The 16,689-nt window shown below is 76.1% G+C and carries 14 protein-coding genes; 13 read left to right on the forward strand and 1 reads right to left on the reverse strand.

All coding sequences use genetic code 11. The features are described 5' to 3' along the window. The first annotated feature begins 691 nt into the window (after window positions 1–691). Both AB0D28_RS21540 and AB0D28_RS21545 read left to right on the forward strand, forming a co-directional pair. Window positions 692–1,699 (forward strand): Replicase polyprotein 1ab, encoded by a 1,008-nt coding sequence (locus AB0D28_RS21540; RefSeq protein WP_357388404.1) that lies wholly within the window; start codon window positions 692–694, stop codon window positions 1,697–1,699. Continuing rightward, entirely contained in the window at window positions 1,696–2,766 is a 1,071-nt protein-coding gene (locus AB0D28_RS21545; RefSeq protein ID WP_357388288.1) for an HAD-IIA family hydrolase, read from the forward strand. The genes AB0D28_RS21540 and AB0D28_RS21545 overlap by 4 nt, the downstream gene beginning before the upstream one ends. Window positions 2,767–2,778: 12 nt before the next feature. Here AB0D28_RS21545 and AB0D28_RS21550 read toward each other — a convergent pair whose 3' ends face one another. Beyond that, window positions 2,779–3,114 carry an SCP2 sterol-binding domain-containing protein gene (locus AB0D28_RS21550; protein ID WP_357388290.1) on the reverse strand — a complete coding sequence of 112 codons (336 nt, stop codon included), beginning with the start codon at window positions 3,112–3,114 and terminating at the stop codon, window positions 2,779–2,781. Between the two features lie 111 nt (window positions 3,115–3,225). Here AB0D28_RS21550 and AB0D28_RS21555 point away from each other — a divergent pair, with 111 nt between their 5' ends. The 11 genes from AB0D28_RS21555 (at window position 3,226) to AB0D28_RS21605 (ending at window position 16,526) form a co-directional block, all read left to right on the forward strand. Continuing rightward, window positions 3,226–3,885, forward strand: coding sequence for a hypothetical protein (locus AB0D28_RS21555; protein ID WP_357388292.1), 660 nt, complete (start codon window positions 3,226–3,228; stop codon window positions 3,883–3,885). After that, a complete protein-coding gene (locus AB0D28_RS21560) occupies window positions 3,882–4,109 on the forward strand; it encodes a hypothetical protein (RefSeq protein WP_357388294.1) in 228 nt (75 codons plus the stop codon). Before AB0D28_RS21555 ends, AB0D28_RS21560 begins: the two co-directional genes overlap by 4 nt. A gap of 21 nt (window positions 4,110–4,130) precedes the next feature. After that, complete coding sequence (locus tag AB0D28_RS21565) at window positions 4,131–4,979, forward strand: TlyA family RNA methyltransferase (RefSeq protein WP_357388296.1); 849 nt, start codon at window positions 4,131–4,133, stop codon at window positions 4,977–4,979. Next, a complete protein-coding gene (locus tag AB0D28_RS21570) occupies window positions 4,976–5,860 on the forward strand; it encodes an NAD kinase (protein WP_013285580.1) in 885 nt (294 codons plus the stop codon). The genes AB0D28_RS21565 and AB0D28_RS21570 overlap by 4 nt, the downstream gene beginning before the upstream one ends. A gap of 531 nt (window positions 5,861–6,391) precedes the next feature. Continuing rightward, window positions 6,392–8,149 (forward strand): DNA repair protein RecN, encoded by a 1,758-nt coding sequence (gene recN, locus AB0D28_RS21575; protein ID WP_357388298.1) that lies wholly within the window; start codon window positions 6,392–6,394, stop codon window positions 8,147–8,149. A 118-nt stretch (window positions 8,150–8,267) separates the two neighbouring features. Then, window positions 8,268–9,446: a putative cytokinetic ring protein SteA gene (steA, locus tag AB0D28_RS21580; protein ID WP_357388300.1), complete on the forward strand. Its 1,179-nt coding sequence runs from the start codon at window positions 8,268–8,270 to the stop codon at window positions 9,444–9,446. A 28-nt stretch (window positions 9,447–9,474) separates the two neighbouring features. Further along, window positions 9,475–10,416: a copper transporter gene (locus AB0D28_RS21585; RefSeq protein WP_357388302.1), complete on the forward strand. Its 942-nt coding sequence runs from the start codon at window positions 9,475–9,477 to the stop codon at window positions 10,414–10,416. Window positions 10,417–10,476: 60 nt separating this feature from the next. Then, window positions 10,477–11,340 (forward strand): hypothetical protein, encoded by an 864-nt coding sequence (locus AB0D28_RS21590; RefSeq protein WP_357388304.1) that lies wholly within the window; start codon window positions 10,477–10,479, stop codon window positions 11,338–11,340. Between the two features lies 1 nt (window position 11,341). Beyond that, window positions 11,342–13,039 carry a lipid II flippase MurJ gene (locus AB0D28_RS21595; RefSeq protein WP_357388306.1) on the forward strand — a complete coding sequence of 566 codons (1,698 nt, stop codon included), beginning with the start codon at window positions 11,342–11,344 and terminating at the stop codon, window positions 13,037–13,039. Next, window positions 13,036–14,169 (forward strand): glycosyltransferase family 4 protein, encoded by a 1,134-nt coding sequence (locus AB0D28_RS21600; RefSeq protein WP_357388308.1) that lies wholly within the window; start codon window positions 13,036–13,038, stop codon window positions 14,167–14,169. Before AB0D28_RS21595 ends, AB0D28_RS21600 begins: the two co-directional genes overlap by 4 nt. Beyond that, window positions 14,169–16,526: a hypothetical protein gene (locus AB0D28_RS21605; protein ID WP_357388310.1), complete on the forward strand. Its 2,358-nt coding sequence runs from the start codon at window positions 14,169–14,171 to the stop codon at window positions 16,524–16,526. Before AB0D28_RS21600 ends, AB0D28_RS21605 begins: the two co-directional genes overlap by 1 nt. The last annotated feature ends 163 nt before the right edge of the window (window positions 16,527–16,689 follow it).

Genomic DNA, 16,689 nt, shown 5'->3' on the forward strand with positions numbered 1-16,689 from the left:
TGACCGCCGTGAGGGTGGTGCCCGTGAGGGCGGCTTCCGGGGCGGTGACCGTCGCGAGAGCGGCGCCCGTGACGGTGGTTTCCGGGGCGGTGACCGCCGTGAGGGTGGTGCCCGTGAGGGCGGCTTCCGGGGCGGTGACCGTCGCGAGAGCGGCGCCCGTGACGGTGGTTTCCGGGGCGGTGACCGTCGCGAGGGTGGTGCCCGTGAGGGCGGCTTCCGGGGCGGCGACCGTCGCGAAGGCGGTTACCAGGGAGGCGACAACCGCCGGGAGAGCTACGCCGGCGGCGACCGTCGCGAGGGCGGTTACCAGGGAGGCGATCGCCGTGAGGGCGGCTTCCGTGGTGGCGACCGTGACGGTGGCTTCCGGCGCGACGATCGTCGCGACGACCGGCGGCCGGGCGGCTTCCGGGGCGAGCGCGACGGTGAGCGCCGTGGCTACGGCGACCGGCCGGGTGGCGACGACCGCCGTGGCAACTACGGCCCGCAGCGGGAGCGCCGGGACGAGCGGGGCGAGGGGCGTACCGGCGAGGCGCCGGAGCTGCCGGACGACGTCGTCGCGAGCGACCTCGACTCGGCCGTGCGGGCGGAGCTGCTCTCCCTCGCCAAGCCGGTGGCGGAGACCGTCGCCCGGCACCTGGTCGCGACCGGTCTGCTGATCGACGAGGACCCGCAGCTGGCGCTGGCGCACGCCATGGCGGCCCGCCGGCTCGCCTCGCGGATCGCCGCCGTGCGGGAGGCCGTCGGACTGGCCGCGTACCACGCCGGTGAATGGCAGACCGCCATCGCCGAGCTGCGGACGTACCACCGGATGAGCGGGCTGCAGAGCCACCTGGCGGTGCTGGCCGACTGCGAGCGGGCGCTGGGCCGGCCGGAGCGGGCCATCGACCTGTTCCGCGGCGCCGACCGCGACAAGCTCGACCAGGCCGTCGCGATCGAGCTGCTGATCGTGGCTGCCGGGGCGCGTGGCGACCTCGGGCAGAAGGACGCCGCGGTGGCGATGCTCCAGGTCCGCGAGCTGACCGGCGACTCGACCGAGCCGTGGGCGGCGCGGCTGCGCTACGCGTACGCGGACGCCCTGCTGGCGGTGGGCCGGCGCGAGGAGGCGCGGGAGTGGTTCTCCCGGGCCGCCGACGTCGACTCCGAGGGTGAGACCGACGCCGCCGAGCGGCTGCTGGAGCTGGACGGCGTGGTCATCGAGGGCGACGACGAGCCGGAGGACGACGCGGACGCGTCCGAGCCGTCGGCCGGGGCCGCCCGCGACAATGACGACGACGAGGATGACCTCGACGACGACGACGACGACGACGATGACCTCGACGACGACGACGACGACGACGATGATGACGATGACGACGACCTCGACGACGACGAGGATGACGACGACCGGGATGACGACGCGCGGCTGAGCGAGGACGACTCCGCCTCGGGTGCGGGCGGGGACGCGGCGCGGGCCGGCTACCGGGACCGGGACGCCGGCGATCTGGACGACGACGAGCTGACCGACGCCGAGGCCGGCTCGCTCGCGGCCGGCACCACGGCGGCCACCGCCGAGGCACCGACCACGCCGGCCACGACCACGCCGGACACCGGCGTGACCGGCGACGGCCCGGCGGCCGACGTCGCCCCGGCGGACGAGGCCGGCCGGCCCGCGCCGAGTGACGCCACGGGCGGCGAGGGCGAGGCGGCGGAGCGCCGATGACCGGGTACGCCGGTGACACCGCCTCCGGCGCGGATCGGGGAGAACCCGACCGCGCCGGGGCGGGCGGTCGGCTGGTTGACGCGTACTCGCTCGTGGTCTTCGACCTCGACGGCGTGATCTACCTGATCGACCGGCCCATCCCCGGCGCGGTCGAGGCGGTCGGCCGGCTGCACGCCGAGGGGCGCGCGGTCGCGTACGCGACGAACAACGCCTCCCGCCGCTCCAGCGAGGTGGCCGACCTGCTCACCGGCATGGGCGTTCCGGCCGAGCCGGCGGAGGTGCTCACCTCCGCGGCCGCCACCGCCGAACTGCTCCGCGACCGGCTGCCCGAAGGTGCGCCAGTGCTCGTGGTCGGCGCGGAGGCGCTGCGCGCCGAGCTGCGCGCGGTGGGCCTGCGGCCGGTGTCCACTGCCGACGAGGAGCCCGCCGCGGTGGCACAGGGCTACGGCCCGCAGGTCGGCTGGTCCGACCTGGCCGAGGCGTCCCTCGCGGTACGCGCGGGCGCGCCCTGGTACGCCACGAACACCGACCGCACGCTGCCCAGCCCGCGCGGCCCGCTGCCGGGCAACGGCTCGCTCGTCGCGGTGCTGCGTACCGCGCTGGGCCGCGACCCCGACGTGGTGGTGGGCAAGCCGGAGCCGGCGCTGTTCACCACCGCCGCGCGGCGGGCCGGGGCCGGGCGCACCCTCGTGGTGGGCGACCGGCTGGACACCGACATCGAGGGCGCCCGCCGGGCCGGGCTGGACAGCCTGCTGGTGCTCACCGGTGTCAGCGACGCCGCCGAGTTGCTGGCCACGCCGCAGGAGCGTCGCCCCGCGTACGTCTCGTTCGACCTGGCGGGTCTGTTCGACCCGGCCGCTGTGGTGGCCGTGCCGGGCCCGGAGAACGCGGGCGGCTGGGCGGTGACGGAGTCCGGCGGGGATCTCGTGCTCGACGGCGCGGGACCGCCGCTGGCGGCCCTCGCCGCGCTGTGCGGGGTGGCCTGGTCGACGGCGGCCGGGCCGTGCGTGCGGGCGCAGTCCCCGGCGGCGGCCGAGGCGCTCGCCGCGTTCGGCCTCGACGGCTGAGGCGCCGGCCGCTCAGAGCAGCTTGCGGAGCTTCATCAGGTCGAACGGGTTCGCCTTGATCGAGACCCGGCGGGAGGCCACCGCCGACATCACGTCGAGCCGGCCGTGCACCAGCGCGACGAGGTCGTCGCTGCCGGTGGTCAGCGCGATCTTCGCCTTCGGGTCGTCGCCGTCGGCGAGGTCGACCAGCCGGCCACCCTCCAGCCGCCCGTGGAACGCGGTGCCGAGGTCGGTGATCCGGCAGGCCAGGGTGCGGTCCAGGTCGATGCGCCCCTGCGCCTCGGCGTTGCGGTCCAGCCGCGCGGCCAGGTCCTGCAACGCCTGCCGGCACTCGTCCACGCTGGCCACATCGTCTCCTCACCACGAACCACGCCGTTCCCGGCACCGTACCGCAATGGGACGTCCGGGGTCCCCGGTAGCGTGGCACCTGCACACCTCGCCCCGCGGAAGGACTCAGGCATGCAGGACGCGTGGCGCGCCTACCTCGAGCTGGCCATGGGCCTGACGGAGGCGCCCCGGAAGAAGGCACAGGACGCGGTCATGCGCGTCGTCGGCCAGGGCGGCGCGACCGCCGCCCAGATCCAGACGCTCGCCGAGGAACTGGTGGCGACCGGCCTGGCGAACCGGGAGTCGCTGACCAAGCTGGTCCGCTTCGAGGTGGACCGGGCACTGGGCGCGGTCGGGCTGGCCACCGCCGACGAGGTCGCCGAGCTGACCCGCCGGGTGCACGACCTGGAGCGGCAGTTGCGTGAGGCGCGCGGCCACCTCGGGCCGGGCGAGACGGCGCCCGCCACCCCGTCCGCCCCCGCCACCGCGCCGTCGGGGGCGGCTGCCTCTCCGCAGACCGGGCCCGCGCACGCTGAGTCGTCCGAGGCAGCACCGGCCGGGACCGAGCCGCCGGCGAAGACGGGCTCGCCCGCCGCGTCCTCCCCGGCGACGACGCCGACGAAGGCCCCCGCGACGACTCCGACGAAGGCGGTGGCGAAGAAGACGGTGGCCAAGAAGGCGATCGCGAAGAAGCCGCCGGCCACCGTGGCCCGTACCCCCGCCGACGATTCGCCCACCGCGCCCGCCCGGCCGGCGAAGAAGGCCACCGGGCGCCGGGCGGCCGGGTCGTGACCGCGCCCCGGCCCGGCCCGCAGCCGGGCCCGCGGCCCGGGCCACCCCCGGGGGTACGGCCCGCGCCGGTCGAGGAGGTCGGCGAGGCCCGGCACCCGGCGGTCGACGCCGCGGTGCTCGGCATGGCCAACGCCGAGGCGCTCGCCCCGGCCGACCAGATCGCCCAGTACGAGGCGGCGTACGAGACGCTGCGCGAGACCCTCGCCACCATCGACCAGGCCTGAGCAGAGGCGGAGACACACCTGATGGCTCGTCGTACCCGGCTGGACGCCGAACTGGTCCGGCGCGGGCTGGCCCGCTCCCGGGAACAGGCCGCCGCGCTCGTGGAGGCCGGTCGCGTGCAGCTGCGCGGAGTGCAGGCGCGCAAGGCCGCCGCGATGGTCGACCCGGCCGATCCACTGCTGGTCACCGGCGAGGACCCGGCCGACGCATACGTCTCCCGGGGCGGCCACAAGCTGGCCGGCGCACTCGCCGCGTTCGCCCCCGGCGGGCTGACCGTCACCGGCCGGCGCTGCCTGGACGCCGGCGCGTCGACGGGCGGTTTCACCGACGTGCTGCTGCGCGGCGGCGCCGCCGAGGTGGTCGCCGTGGACGTCGGCTACGGGCAGCTCGCCTGGTCGCTGCGGACCGACGAGCGGGTCCGGGTGTTCGAGCGCACCAACGTGCGTACCCTCACGCCGGAGGCGATCGGCGGCCCGGTCGACCTGACGGTGGCCGACCTGTCGTTCATCTCACTGCGGCTGGTGCTGCCCGCGCTGGCCGCGTGCACCGGCCCCGGCGGTGATCTGGCGCTGATGGTCAAGCCGCAGTTCGAGGTCGGCAAGGAGCGCGTCGGCGCTGGCGGCGTGGTCCGTGATCCGGCGCTGCGGGCCGAGGCGGTGCTCGACGTGGCCGCGACGGCCGCCGGCCTCGGCCTCGGCCTGGCCGGCGTGGCGGCCAGCCCGCTGCCCGGCCCGAGCGGCAACGTCGAGTTCTTCGTATGGTTGCGCGGGGACGCGCCCGCCGCGGACCCGGAGCGGGTCCGCGCGGTGGTGGCCGCCGGCCCGCAGGGCGCCGCCGCGACGGCGGCCACGACCGAGGAGGTGTCCGGGTGAGCCGTACCGCGCTGCTGGTCACGCACACCGGCCGTCGACGCAGCACCGAGCACGCCCGCGCGGTGGCCGCCGACCTGATCGCCGCCGGTTTCGAGGTGCGGGTGGTGGCCGAGGAGGCCGACGACCTGGACCTGCCGGGCGTGGTGCCGGTGACCGGCCCGGAGGCCGCCGAGGGCGCCGAGATCGTGTTCGCGCTCGGCGGGGACGGCACGTTCCTGCGCGCCGCCGAGCTGGCCCGACCGGCCAAGGTGCCGCTGCTCGGCATCAACCTGGGCAAGGTCGGCTTCCTCGCCGAGGCGGAGATCGACGACCTGGACACCGCCGTACGCGACGTGGTCGACCGCAACTACACGGTGGACGAGCGGCTCACCCTCGACGTCACCGCCGAGTTCGAGGGCGGGCCGACAATCGAGTCGTGGGCGCTCAACGAGATCAGTGTGGAGAAGGGCGAGCGCGCCCAGATGCTGGAGCTGCTCGTGGACGTGGACGGCCGGCCGCTGTCCCGGTACGGCTGCGACGGCGTGATCTGCGCGACCCCGACCGGCTCGACCGCGTACGCGTTCTCCGGCGGCGGGCCGGTGGTCTGGCCCGAGGTGGAGGCGCTGCTGCTGGTGCCGATCAGCGCGCACGCGTTGTTCAGCCGCCCGCTGGTGACCGCGCCGACGTCGACGTTCGTCATCACCGTCGACCCGTTCACCACCCTGGCGGTGCTCTGCTGTGACGGCCGGCGCGTCTACGACCTGCCGCCCGGCGCCCGGGTCACGGTGCGCCGGGGCACGCTGCCGGTGCGCATCGTGCGGCTGCGGGCCCGCCCGTTCACCGACCGGCTGGTGGCCAAGTTCGACCTGCCCGTGCAGGGCTGGCGGGGCAACCGCCGCTGACCAGCGGCTCAGCGGAAATTCTCCGTTCGGCCCACCGGCCCCGGCGCTCGCGCGCGTTACGGTGGGCGTACGGGCCGCGAAGAGGTGAGTCCGGGCGCGGCGGTGAGGCCCGTCGTTTCCCGGATGCGGCCCGTCTGTCGCGGGCTCGGCCAGGGGGTGGTCGGGACCGCGACGGTCGGGACGCCGGAGCGTCGCAGCCGGCCCGCGGCGGGCGGACCGGCACGCCGAGTCCGGTCGGGTGTCGACCCCGGCCGGGCCGACAGGTCGCAGGGCCGCCGCCGGAGGAAGCGGCGGCACGCGAACTGGGCGACGCGGTCTCCGGCGTCCCGGCCCCACTCCGTCGTGCCCGTGTCGACCTGGCGCCGATGCGGCGTCCCGGTGACCCGGCGCCGGGCCGACAAGGACGACCTGGGCGCACTGTGGACGTCGCCGCGGGAGGCGCCGCATCGGCACGGGCTGAACCGTACGGGTGCCCGCGCCCCGCCCGGGCGGCTGGTCAACTGTCACACGGCGGGGCTACTGTCGGGTGCTGTGCTGGAAGAGCTGCGCATCACCGGACTGGGCGTCATCGAGGACACCACGCTGCCGCTGGCCGCGGGGATGAACGTCATCACCGGCGAGACCGGCGCCGGCAAGACCATGGTGGTGACCGGCCTCGGCCTGCTCTTCGGCGGCCGCGCCGACGCCGGCCGGGTGCGCGCCCAGCCGGGCCGCGCGGTCGTGGAGGGCCGGCTGCGGCTGGGCGGCCGGGTGGCCGAGTCGGTGCACGCCCGGATCCTCGACGCCGGTGGCGAGCCCGACGAGGACGGCGCGCTGCTGCTCAGCCGCACCGTCACCATCGAGGGCCGCTCGCGCGCGCACCTGGGCGGTCGCGCCATGCCGGTGGCCACGCTCGGCGAGGTCGGCGAGCAGGTGCTGGCCGTGCACGGCCAGTCCGACCAGCTGCGCCTGCTGCGCCCGGCCGAGCAGCGCGCCTCGCTCGACCGGTTCGCCGGGCCGGAGCACGAGAAGCTGCTCGACGCGCTGCGCGAGACGTACGCCAGGTGGCGCACAGTCGTCGATGACCTGGCCGACCGGCGGCGCAACGCCCGGGAGCGCAACCAGGAGGCCGACCTGCTGCGCCTGGGCCTGGACGAGATCACCCGGGTCGACCCGCAGCCGGGGGAGGACGAGGAGCTGAAGGCCGAGGCGCAGCGGCTGGAGCACGCCGAGGGGCTGCGCACCGCCGCGCAGGTGGCGCAGCAGTGCGTGGCCGGTGGCGTGGAGCCGGCCGACGAGACGCCGGACGCGAGCGCGCTGCTCGGCACCGCGCGGCGCACCCTCGAGGCGCAGGCCGGCACCGACCCGGCGCTGGGTGAGCTGGCGGCCCGGCTGGAGGAGGCGGCCACGCTCGTCACCGACGTGTCAGCGGAGCTGTCGGCCTATCTGGCCGCGCTGGACGCCGACCCGGCCCGCCTGCAGACCGTCTACGAGCGGCGGGCCGCGCTGCGCGGGCTGACCCGCAAGTACGCCGACGACGTCGACGGCGTGGTGGCGTGGGCCGAGCGGGCGCGGACCCGGCTGTCCGATCTGGACACCTCCGACGAGTTGCTGGACGAGCTGGACCGCGAGGCGACCCGGCTCGCCGGTGAGGTGGCCGACCTCGCCGGCCGGCTGTCGGCGTCCCGGCGGGAGGCAGCGGTCCGCTTCGCCGAGGAGGTGACCGTCGAGCTGGCCGGGCTGGCCATGCCGCACGCCCGCATCGAGGTGGCGGTGCTGCCGCGCCCGGCGGGCCGGTCCGAGCCGAGCCTGCCGGTCAACGGCGTCGAGACCGGCGTCGGCGCGGACGGCGCCGACGAGGTGGAGCTGCGGTTGCTGGCGCACCCGGGCGCACCGGCGCTGCCGTTGCAGAAGGGCGCCTCCGGCGGCGAGCTGTCCCGGGTGATGCTCGCCATCGAGGTGGTCTTCGCCGGTTCCGGTGGCCCGCCCACGCTGGTGTTCGACGAGGTCGACGCGGGGGTCGGCGGCCAGGCCGCGGTGGAGATCGGTCGCCGGCTGGCCCGGCTGGCCCGCAGCCACCAGGTGCTCGTGGTCACGCACCTGCCGCAGGTGGCCGCGTTCGCGGACCGGCACCTGGTGGTGGCCAAGGACACCGGGGGAGCGGTCACCACCAGCGGGGTGCGTGTGGTGGAGGACACCGAGCGCGCCCGCGAACTGGCCCGGATGCTCGCCGGTTTGCCGGACTCGGATCTGGGTATCGCCCACGCCGAGGAACTCCTGGCAGTGGCGGCCAAGGAAAGGCGTCCGTGATACCCCGATTGTGAGCGCAAGCACACCGGCGCGGGTCCCGGTGTGCTTCCCTGGGTAGGCGGCCCTGCTCAGGCATGTCGCGACAGCAAAACCTGCCTCACATGCCAGGATGGTCACGATGCGTCTACCCACACTGCGCCGGAGCCGGAACCCGGAGCCGGGCTCCATCGTCGGCACCGCGCGCCTGGACCGCCGGACGAAACGGCTGGTCGGGCGGCTGCGGCCCGGCGACATCGCGGTCATCGACCATGTCGACCTGGACCGGGTGGCGGCCGACTCGCTCGTCGCGGTGGGTGTGGCGGCGGTGCTGAACGCGAAGCCGTCGGTCTCCGGCCGCTATCCGAACCTCGGGCCCGAGGTGTTGGTCTCGGCCGGCATCCCGCTGCTGGACGATCTCGGCGAGGGCGTCTTCGAGCAGGTCCGCGAGGGCGACCGAATCCGCATCGAGGGCAACACCGTCTTCGCCGGCGAGGAGCCGGTCGCGCACGGCTCACTGCAGGACGCCGAGACCGTGGCCAAGTCGATGGCCGACGCCCGGGAGGGCCTGTCGGTGCAGTTGGAGGCGTTCGCCGCCAACACGATGGACTACCTGCGGCAGGAACGCGACCTGCTGCTCGACGGCGTCGGCGTGCCGGAGATCCAGACCCAGATCCAGGGCCGGCACTGCCTGATCGTGGTGCGCGGCTACGACTACAAGGCCGACCTGGACGTGCTGCGCCCGTACATCAGGGAGTTCAAGCCGGTGCTGATCGGCGTGGACGGCGGGGCCGACGCGCTGGTCGAGGCGGGCTACACGCCTGACATGATCATCGGGGACATGGACTCGGTCACCGACGACGTGCTGCGCTGCGGCGCCGAGGTGATCGTGCACGCCTACCCGGACGGGCGGGCGCCCGGTCTGGCCCGGGTCAACGGGCTCGGCGTGCCGGCGATCACCTTCCCGGCGGCGGCCACCAGCGAGGACCTGGCCATGCTGCTGGCCGATGAGAAGGGCGCCTCGCTCCTGGTGGCGGTGGGCACCCACGCCACCCTCGTCGAGTTCCTGGACAAGGGACGCGGGGGCATGGCGTCGACGTTCCTGACCCGGCTCAAGGTGGGCGGCAAGCTGGTCGACGCCAAGGGCGTCAGCCGGCTCTACCGGCAGAGCATCTCCGGGTCGTCGCTGCTGCTGCTGGTCCTGTCGGCGCTGGCCGCCATGGCCTCCGCCGTGGCGGTCTCCACCGTCGGGAAGGCGTATCTGGGCGTGGTCTCCGAATGGTGGGACAATTTCGTGTTCCAACTCGGCCAGCTCTTCTAGCCCTCCCGACGATCAAGAGGCTGCAAGCGTGATCAACTTTCGTTACCACGTGGTGTCCCTGACCGCGGTGTTCCTGGCACTGGCGATCGGCCTGGTGGTCGGCACGGCCGCCCTCAACGGGCCGGTCGCCGACTCGCTCCGGGAGCAGGTGAACGGCCTGCGTAAGGACAACTCGCTGATGCGCCAGTCGGTGAACAGCATGCAGAAGCAGTTGGAGACCGAGGAGGACTTCGCCGGCGAGATGGCCCAGCTCGTCCTGCCCGGCAAGCTGACCAGCCGCCGGGTGCTGGTGCTCACCCTGCCGACCGGCCGCGACCAGGCCGACGGCGTGGTGAAGATGCTCCAGACCGCCGGCGCCGACATCACCGGACGGATCAACGTCCAGGACAAGTTCGTCAACCCGGACAGCAACAACAACCTGCTGGAACTGGCGGTCACCGCGGCCCGGCCGAACAGCGCGCCGACCGGCAACCTGCCCGGCAACGGGCACGGCGTGGAGACATCCAGCGCGCTGCTGGCCAACGTGCTCGTCGACCGTCCGGCCGGAAGCCCGCCGGTCAGCGAGGCCGACCGGCGTGCCGTGCTGGAGCAGTACGCCACCGCCGGGTACCTCACCCCGGCGGACCGGATCTCCACCGCCGCCGAGGCGGTGGTGATGGTCACCGGCCAGCCGTACGTGGACAAGGACTCGGCGAAGAAGGACGAGTCGGTGGTGAAGATCGCCGAGCAGTTCGACCGGGCCGGCGCGCTGGTGGTGGCCGGCATGGGCTCGACCGGCGGGAACCTCGTCTCCGTGGTCCGCGGTGACCCGGTGCTGTCGCAGACCATCTCCACCGTCGACAACGCCAACACCGTGCAGGGTCAGCTCGCCACCAGCCTCGCCCTGGCGGAGCAGCTCACCGACAAGAAGACCGGCCAGTACGGCGTGGGCGACAACGCCGCCACCCGGGTGCCTACACTGCCCCGGTGACCGCTCCGGGCCGCCCGGTCCGTGCCGCGTCGCGTTCGAAGTCCGGATCGAGGAGGTCCCGTGAGACTGGGTCGGCTGCTGGCCGTGGGCGCGGGCGCACTGGCCGCCCGCTACGTGCTGCGCCAGACGCGCACGTCGCCGGGCGGGCCGGCGCTGGAACGCACCAACTACCGGGGCCGCACGGTGACCCTGGCCGCCGGTCCGGCCCTGGCCGTCGGCGCGGCCACCGGGGCCGCGCTGGGCGCCGGTAGCGCACCGGCCGGCGCCGCCGCGCTCGTCGCCGGGCTCGGCGCGGGCGCTGTCGGCCTCTACGACGACGTGGTCGGCGCCCGTCCCGAGCAGAAGGCCGCCAAGGGCTTCGCCGGGCACCTCGCCGCGCTGCGGGAGGGGCAGATCACCGCCGGGATGGTGAAGGTCGCCGGGGTGGGCGTGGCCGGGCTGGGCGCCGCGGCGCTGCTGGCCGCCGACCGCCGGGTCGCCGCGCACCCGCGCCGCCGCAGCGCCGGGGCGTTCGGCCGCGGGGTCGACGTGCTGCTCGGCGCCGGCGTGGTGGCCGGCACCGCCAACCTGGTCAACCTGCTCGACCTGCGGCCCGGCCGGGCGCTGAAGTCCGGCATGCTGCTCGGTGTGCCGCTGACCACCGGCCCGTACGGCGGCGTCGCGGCGGGCGCTGTCGGCGCCTCGGCGGCACTGGTCGGCGACGACCTCGGCGAGCGCGTCATGGTGGGCGACAGCGGCGCCAACGCCCTGGGCGCGCTGCTCGGGGTGAGCCTCGCCGCGCGTACCGGGCCACTGGGCCGGGCCGGGGTGCTGGCCGTGCTCGCCGCGCTCACCGCCGCCAGCGAGAAGGTCAGCTTCACCCAGGTGATCGCGTCCACGCCCGGGCTGCGGCATCTCGACGAGCTGGGCCGGCTCTCGGACTGACGTGACGAAACCGGCTCCTCTCGCCGCCGCCGGCCGGGTCGCCGGGGCGGCCGCCCTCATCGCCGTCCTCACCGTGTTCAGCCGGCTCGCCGGCTTCGGCCGGACCGCCGTGTTCACCTGGACGCTGTCCACCAGCGACCTCGGCGGCGCCTACGTGGTGGCGAACTACGTCCCGAACTTCATCTTCGAGATCGTCGCCGGTGGCGCGCTCGCCAGTCTCGTCGTACCGCTGCTGGCCGGCGCGGTCGAGGCGGGTGACCGGCGGGCGGTGGCCGCCACGACGGGCGCGCTGCTGACCTGGACCTTGACCCTGCTGGTTCCGCTGGCCGTGCTGGTGGCGGTGTTCGCCGATCCGCTGCCGGGCCTGATCGGCAACGGTCTCAGCACGGCCCAGCAGGAGTCCGGGGCGCGGATGCTGCGCGTGTTCGCGCCGCAGCTGCCGCTGTACGGCGTGGGCATCGTGCTGACCGGCGTGCTCCAGGCGCACCGCCGCTTCGCCTGGCCGGTGATCGCGCCGCTGCTGTCCAGCGTCACTGTCATCGCCGTCTACCTCGGCTTCACCGCCACCGAGGGGCGGCTGGCCACGATCGGCGAGGCCGGGCGCGGCGGCGAGTTCCTGCTGTCCGCCGGCACCACGCTCGGCGTGGTGGTGCTCTCGCTGTCGCTGCTGATCCCGCTGCGCCGGCTGCGGCTGCGGATCCGGCCGGGCTACCGGTTCCCGGCCGACGCACGGGCCCGGGTCGGCGGTCTGGCGGTCGCCGGGGTGGTCACCGTGACCGCGCAGCAGATCGCGCTGGTGGTCGCGCTCAACCAGGTCACCTACGGCCGGACCGCCGACGTCGGCGTCTACAACCTGGCCCAGACCGTCTACTTCCTGCCCTGGGCGGTGCTGGCGGTGCCGCTGGCGGTGGCCGCGTACCCGACGCTCGTGGCGGCCCGGGCCACCGGCGACGAGCGTGCCTACCGGGAGACGCTGGCCCCGGCGGTACGCGGCGTCGTGCTGCTCAGCCTGCTCGGCGCCGCCGCGCTGGTCGGCACCGCCATTCCGGTCGGGCACTTCTTCTTCGCCGACCCGCTCGACGCGCGTACCGCGGCGGCCGCGATCGCCGGGTTCGCGCCCGGCCTCGTCGGCTACGGCCTGTTCGCGGTCCTCACCCGCGCCCTGTACGCGCGCGGCGAGACGCGCCGGGCCACGGTCGCCACCGCGCTCGGCTGGCTCAGCGTGCCCGCGCTCGCCGTCCTCGCCGCCCAGGCGCTCCCGCTCGCCGACCGGGTGCTCGCGGTGACGCTGGCGAGCTCCGCCGGGATGCTGCTGCTCGGCGTGCTGCTGCTCGTCGCGGTCCGGCGGGCCGCCGGTGGCGGGGCGCTCGCCGGTGCGGGCCGGGCCGGCGCCGCCGGGCTGCTCGCCGCCGTCGTCGCGGCGGCCGGCGGGACGGCCGTCGCGGCGGGACTCGCCGGGCTCGGCGACGGCACCCCGACGACACCGCGGGCGCTCGCGCAGGGCATGCTGTCCGGGGTCGTGGTCGGTGTCCTGTTCCTGGCCGTCGCCTGGCTGACCGACGCCCGCGACCTGCGGCCGCTGCTCGCGGCCGTGACCCGCCGGCTACGCCGGCGACGCCCGGCCGGCGGGGACGACGGCCCGCCGGCGCAGCAGCACCCCGGCGAGCGGGGTGACGGAAGGGAGACCGTTTCCTCATGACGGACGCCTCGCCGGCACCGCGCTGGCCCGGGTCGGTGGCCCTGGTGCTCGCCTCCAGCACCGGCGGGGTCGGGCAGCACGTGCGCTCGGTCAGCCGGGGGCTGACCGAGGCCGGCGCGTCCGTGCTGGTCTGCGGCCCGGCCGCCACCGAGGAACAGTTCGACTTCACCGCCGCCGGGGCCCGGTTCGCGCCGGTGGAGATCCCGGCCAGCCCCACGCCGGGCGACGCGCGCGCGGTCACCGCGCTGCGCCGGGCGCTCGCGGACACACCTGTCGACGTGGTGCACGCGCACGGGCTGCGCGCCGGCCTGGTCGCCGCGCTCGCCCGCCCCGCCGCGCCGCTGGTCGTCACCTGGCACAACGCGGTCCTCGCCGGTGGCCTGCGCGGCGCGGTGTCCCGGCTGGTCGAGCGGGTCGTCGCCCGGTCCGTGCGGGTCGCCCTGGGCGCCTCCGCCGACCTGGTCGACCGCGCCGCCGCGCTCGGCGCCGCCGACGCCCGCCTGGCCCCGGTCGCCGCGCCGGTGCTGCCCGCGCCGCGTCGCCGCCGCACCGCGGTACGCGCCGAGTTCGGCGTCGCCGCCGACCGTGAGCTGATCCTGTCAGTGGGTCGACTGCACCCGCAGAAGCGGTACGACGTGCTGATCGACGCCGCCGCCCGCTGGCGCACCCGCACCCCCGCCCCGCTCGTGGTGATCGCCGGCAGCGGTCCGGCGTACCTGCCGCTGGCCGCCCGGATCTCGGCCGCCCGCGCGCCGGTGACGCTGCTCGGGCACCGCACCGACGTGGCGGACCTGCTGGCCGGTACCGACCTCGCCGTGGTGACCAGCGACTGGGAGGCCCGACAGTTGTTCGCGCAGGAGGCGCTGCGGGCGGGCGTGCCGCTCGTCGCGACCGCCGTCGGCGGGCTGCCGGACCTGGTCGGCGACGCCGCCGTGCTGGTGCCGCCCGGTGACGTGGACGCCGTCGACGCGGCGGTGCGCGACCTGCTCGACGACCCCGTACGCCGGGCCGAACTGGGCCGCCGTGGGATGGCGCGGGCCGCTACCTGGCCCACCGAGGCGGACACCGTGGCCGCGCTCGCCGGCCTCTACGCCGAGCTGACGCCCCAGCTGTCGACCGGGAACCGCTGATGCTGCGCAGACTGACCCCGGTCCTGCTGACCCTGATCGTGGTGGCGCTGGGCATCACCGCGCTCTCCGCCCGTCCGGACGACGGCGCGTCCCGGCCCGGCGCCGACTTCGTGGTGCTCGTCGGCGCGGCGGGCCTGCGGTGGGACGACGTCGACCCGGAGAACACGCCGACGCTGTGGCGGATGGCCGAGCAGGGCGCGATCGGGTCGCTCTCGGTGCGCTCCGCGCACCGTCCCACCTGCCCGGTCGACGGGTGGCTCACGCTCGGCGCGGGGAACTACGCGGCGTGGCCCGGCGCCCGCCCGGGTGGCGGCTGCCCGGCCACCTCGGTCACCGTCGAGCGGCCCGACGGCATCGGCGCGAACCTGCCCGACCAGGCCGGCGCGGTGGCGCACAACCAGGACCAGCTCTCCTGGGGCGCCACGCCCGGCGCGCTGGCCGAGTCGGTGCGCTGCTCGGTGGCGGTCGGGCCGGGCGCCGCGGTGGCCGCCGCCCGCCCGTTCGGGCGGGTCGACAGGTACGCCCCCACGCTGCCCGAGGACCCGGCGGAACTGCTCGGCTCCTGCGTGCTGAGCATCGTCGACATCGGCACCGTCGACGACGACGACCGAGCCGTACGGGCCGTTCAGGCGCGGCAGGCCGACGCCCGGCTGGCCCGGGTGCTGGCCGCCCGGCCGCCGCGCTCGCTGGTGCTCGTCGCGGGCGTGTCCGACACCGACTACCCGGCGCGGCTGCACGTGGCGGTCGCCGACGGCCCCGGCTGGGAGGGTGGCTGGCTGACCTCGCCGAGCACCGCCCGGTCCGGCTACCTGCAACTGATCGACCTGGCCCCGACGGTGCTCGCGGTGCTCGACAAGCCGATGCCGGACCGGGCGTTCCTCGGCCGGCCGGCGGTGACCGTCGACGACCGGCCGGACGACCTGCGGGCCGCGATCGAGGCGCCCGCCGACGCGGACCGGGAGGCCGCCGCCCAGCGCCGCGTCGCCGGCTGGTTCTTCACGCTGCTCGCCGCCGCCCAGCTCGCCCTCGCGGTGGCGGTGCTGCCGCTGCTGCGCCGGGCCCGCCGGCACGCCGGACCGCACGGGCCGGAACCGGTGTCCCGGCGGATCGTCGCAGTGGTGGAGCTGCTGCTGATCGCGGTCGCGCTGGCAGTGCCCGCGGCGCTGCTCGCCGACGCCGTGCCCTGGTGGCGGGGGGACCACGCCGGCCTGTGGTACGCGTCGGTGACCGCGCTGCTCATCGTCGGCGGCACGGCCCTGGTCCGGTTCACTCCCGGCCACGAGCGCACGCTCGGCCCGCTCGGCGCCGTCGCCGGGCTGGCCACGCTCGTCGTGGGTGTGGACGTGCTCACCGGCTCCCGGTTGCAGCTCAACGGCGTGGTCGGCTACTCGGCGCTGGAGGGCGGCCGGTACGCCGGTCTCGGCACCGTCGGGCTGGGCGTGTTCATCGCCGGGGCGCTGCTGAGCGGCGGCTGGCTCGCCCAGCGGTTCCGCAAGGGCTGGCGGCCGATGGTGATGGTGACCGTCGGCGGCCTGGCCGTCGTGATAGTGGGCAGCCCGTACCTGGGCGCCGACTCGATCGGGGCCATCGCGCTCACCGCCGGGGTGAGCGTCGCGGCCGCCATCTGCACCGGCGGCTGGCTCACCGTGAGCCGGCTGGCCTGGGCGACGATGGCCGCGCTCGCGGTCACCGTCGGCTTCGCCCTGGTCGACCTCGGTCGCCCGGCGGCCGAGCGGGGCAGCCTGGGCCGGTTCCTTGCCGCGCTCGGCGACGGCACCGGCGGGCTCACCGTGCACCGGTCCGGCAGCTCCAACTTCCAGACGCTGGTGAACAGCCCGCTGACAGTGCTGGCCCTGGCCGGGGCCGCGCTGGTCTGGCTAGCGCTGCTGCAGCCGTGGGGCGGGCTGATGCGGCTGTTCGGCATCTACCCGGCGATCCGGGCGGCGATGGCCGGCACCGGCGTGGCCGTCGGGCTGGGCGGCGTACTCGGCGGGCGGGCGCTGGACGTGGCCGGCGCGGCGGCGGCGCTCGTGGTGCCGATGGCGGCCCTCGCCGCGCTGCGGGTGCTGGACCACTCCACCGACCGTACGGTGCCCGACAGCGGGCGTCCCGGCGGGGAGACGGGCGCGGTCCCACCGGGCGGCGGGCCGGGCGGTGGCGGCGCGGCCGGTGACGGTTCCGGCGGCGACCGGGCGGCTGCCGACGGCGCGGCCGGGGCGGGCGACGGCCCGGGGGAGACCGGGAAGCCGGCCGGGCGGGACTCCGCAGGCGAGGAGGCGCCGGAGGGCCCACGTGCCGCCGGTGCGCGGATCCCCGCACAGCCGGCCCCGGCGTCCACCGAGATCCCCGCCGGCTGAACCGGACCGTCCGGGCCGCCGTGCCGGGTCGCCGCGCCGGGCCGGAGAGGGCCGTCGCGCCGGGCCGGAGAGGGTCGCCACCGGCCCCACGTGCGCCGACAGCGGGTGCGACGCCGGCTCACGGTCCGGATGGTGTTACCGTGGAATCCCGTGGATCGCGTGA

Source organism: Micromonospora sp. NPDC048169 (assembly GCF_040652815.1).
Taxonomy (GTDB): domain Bacteria; phylum Actinomycetota; class Actinomycetes; order Mycobacteriales; family Micromonosporaceae; genus Micromonospora.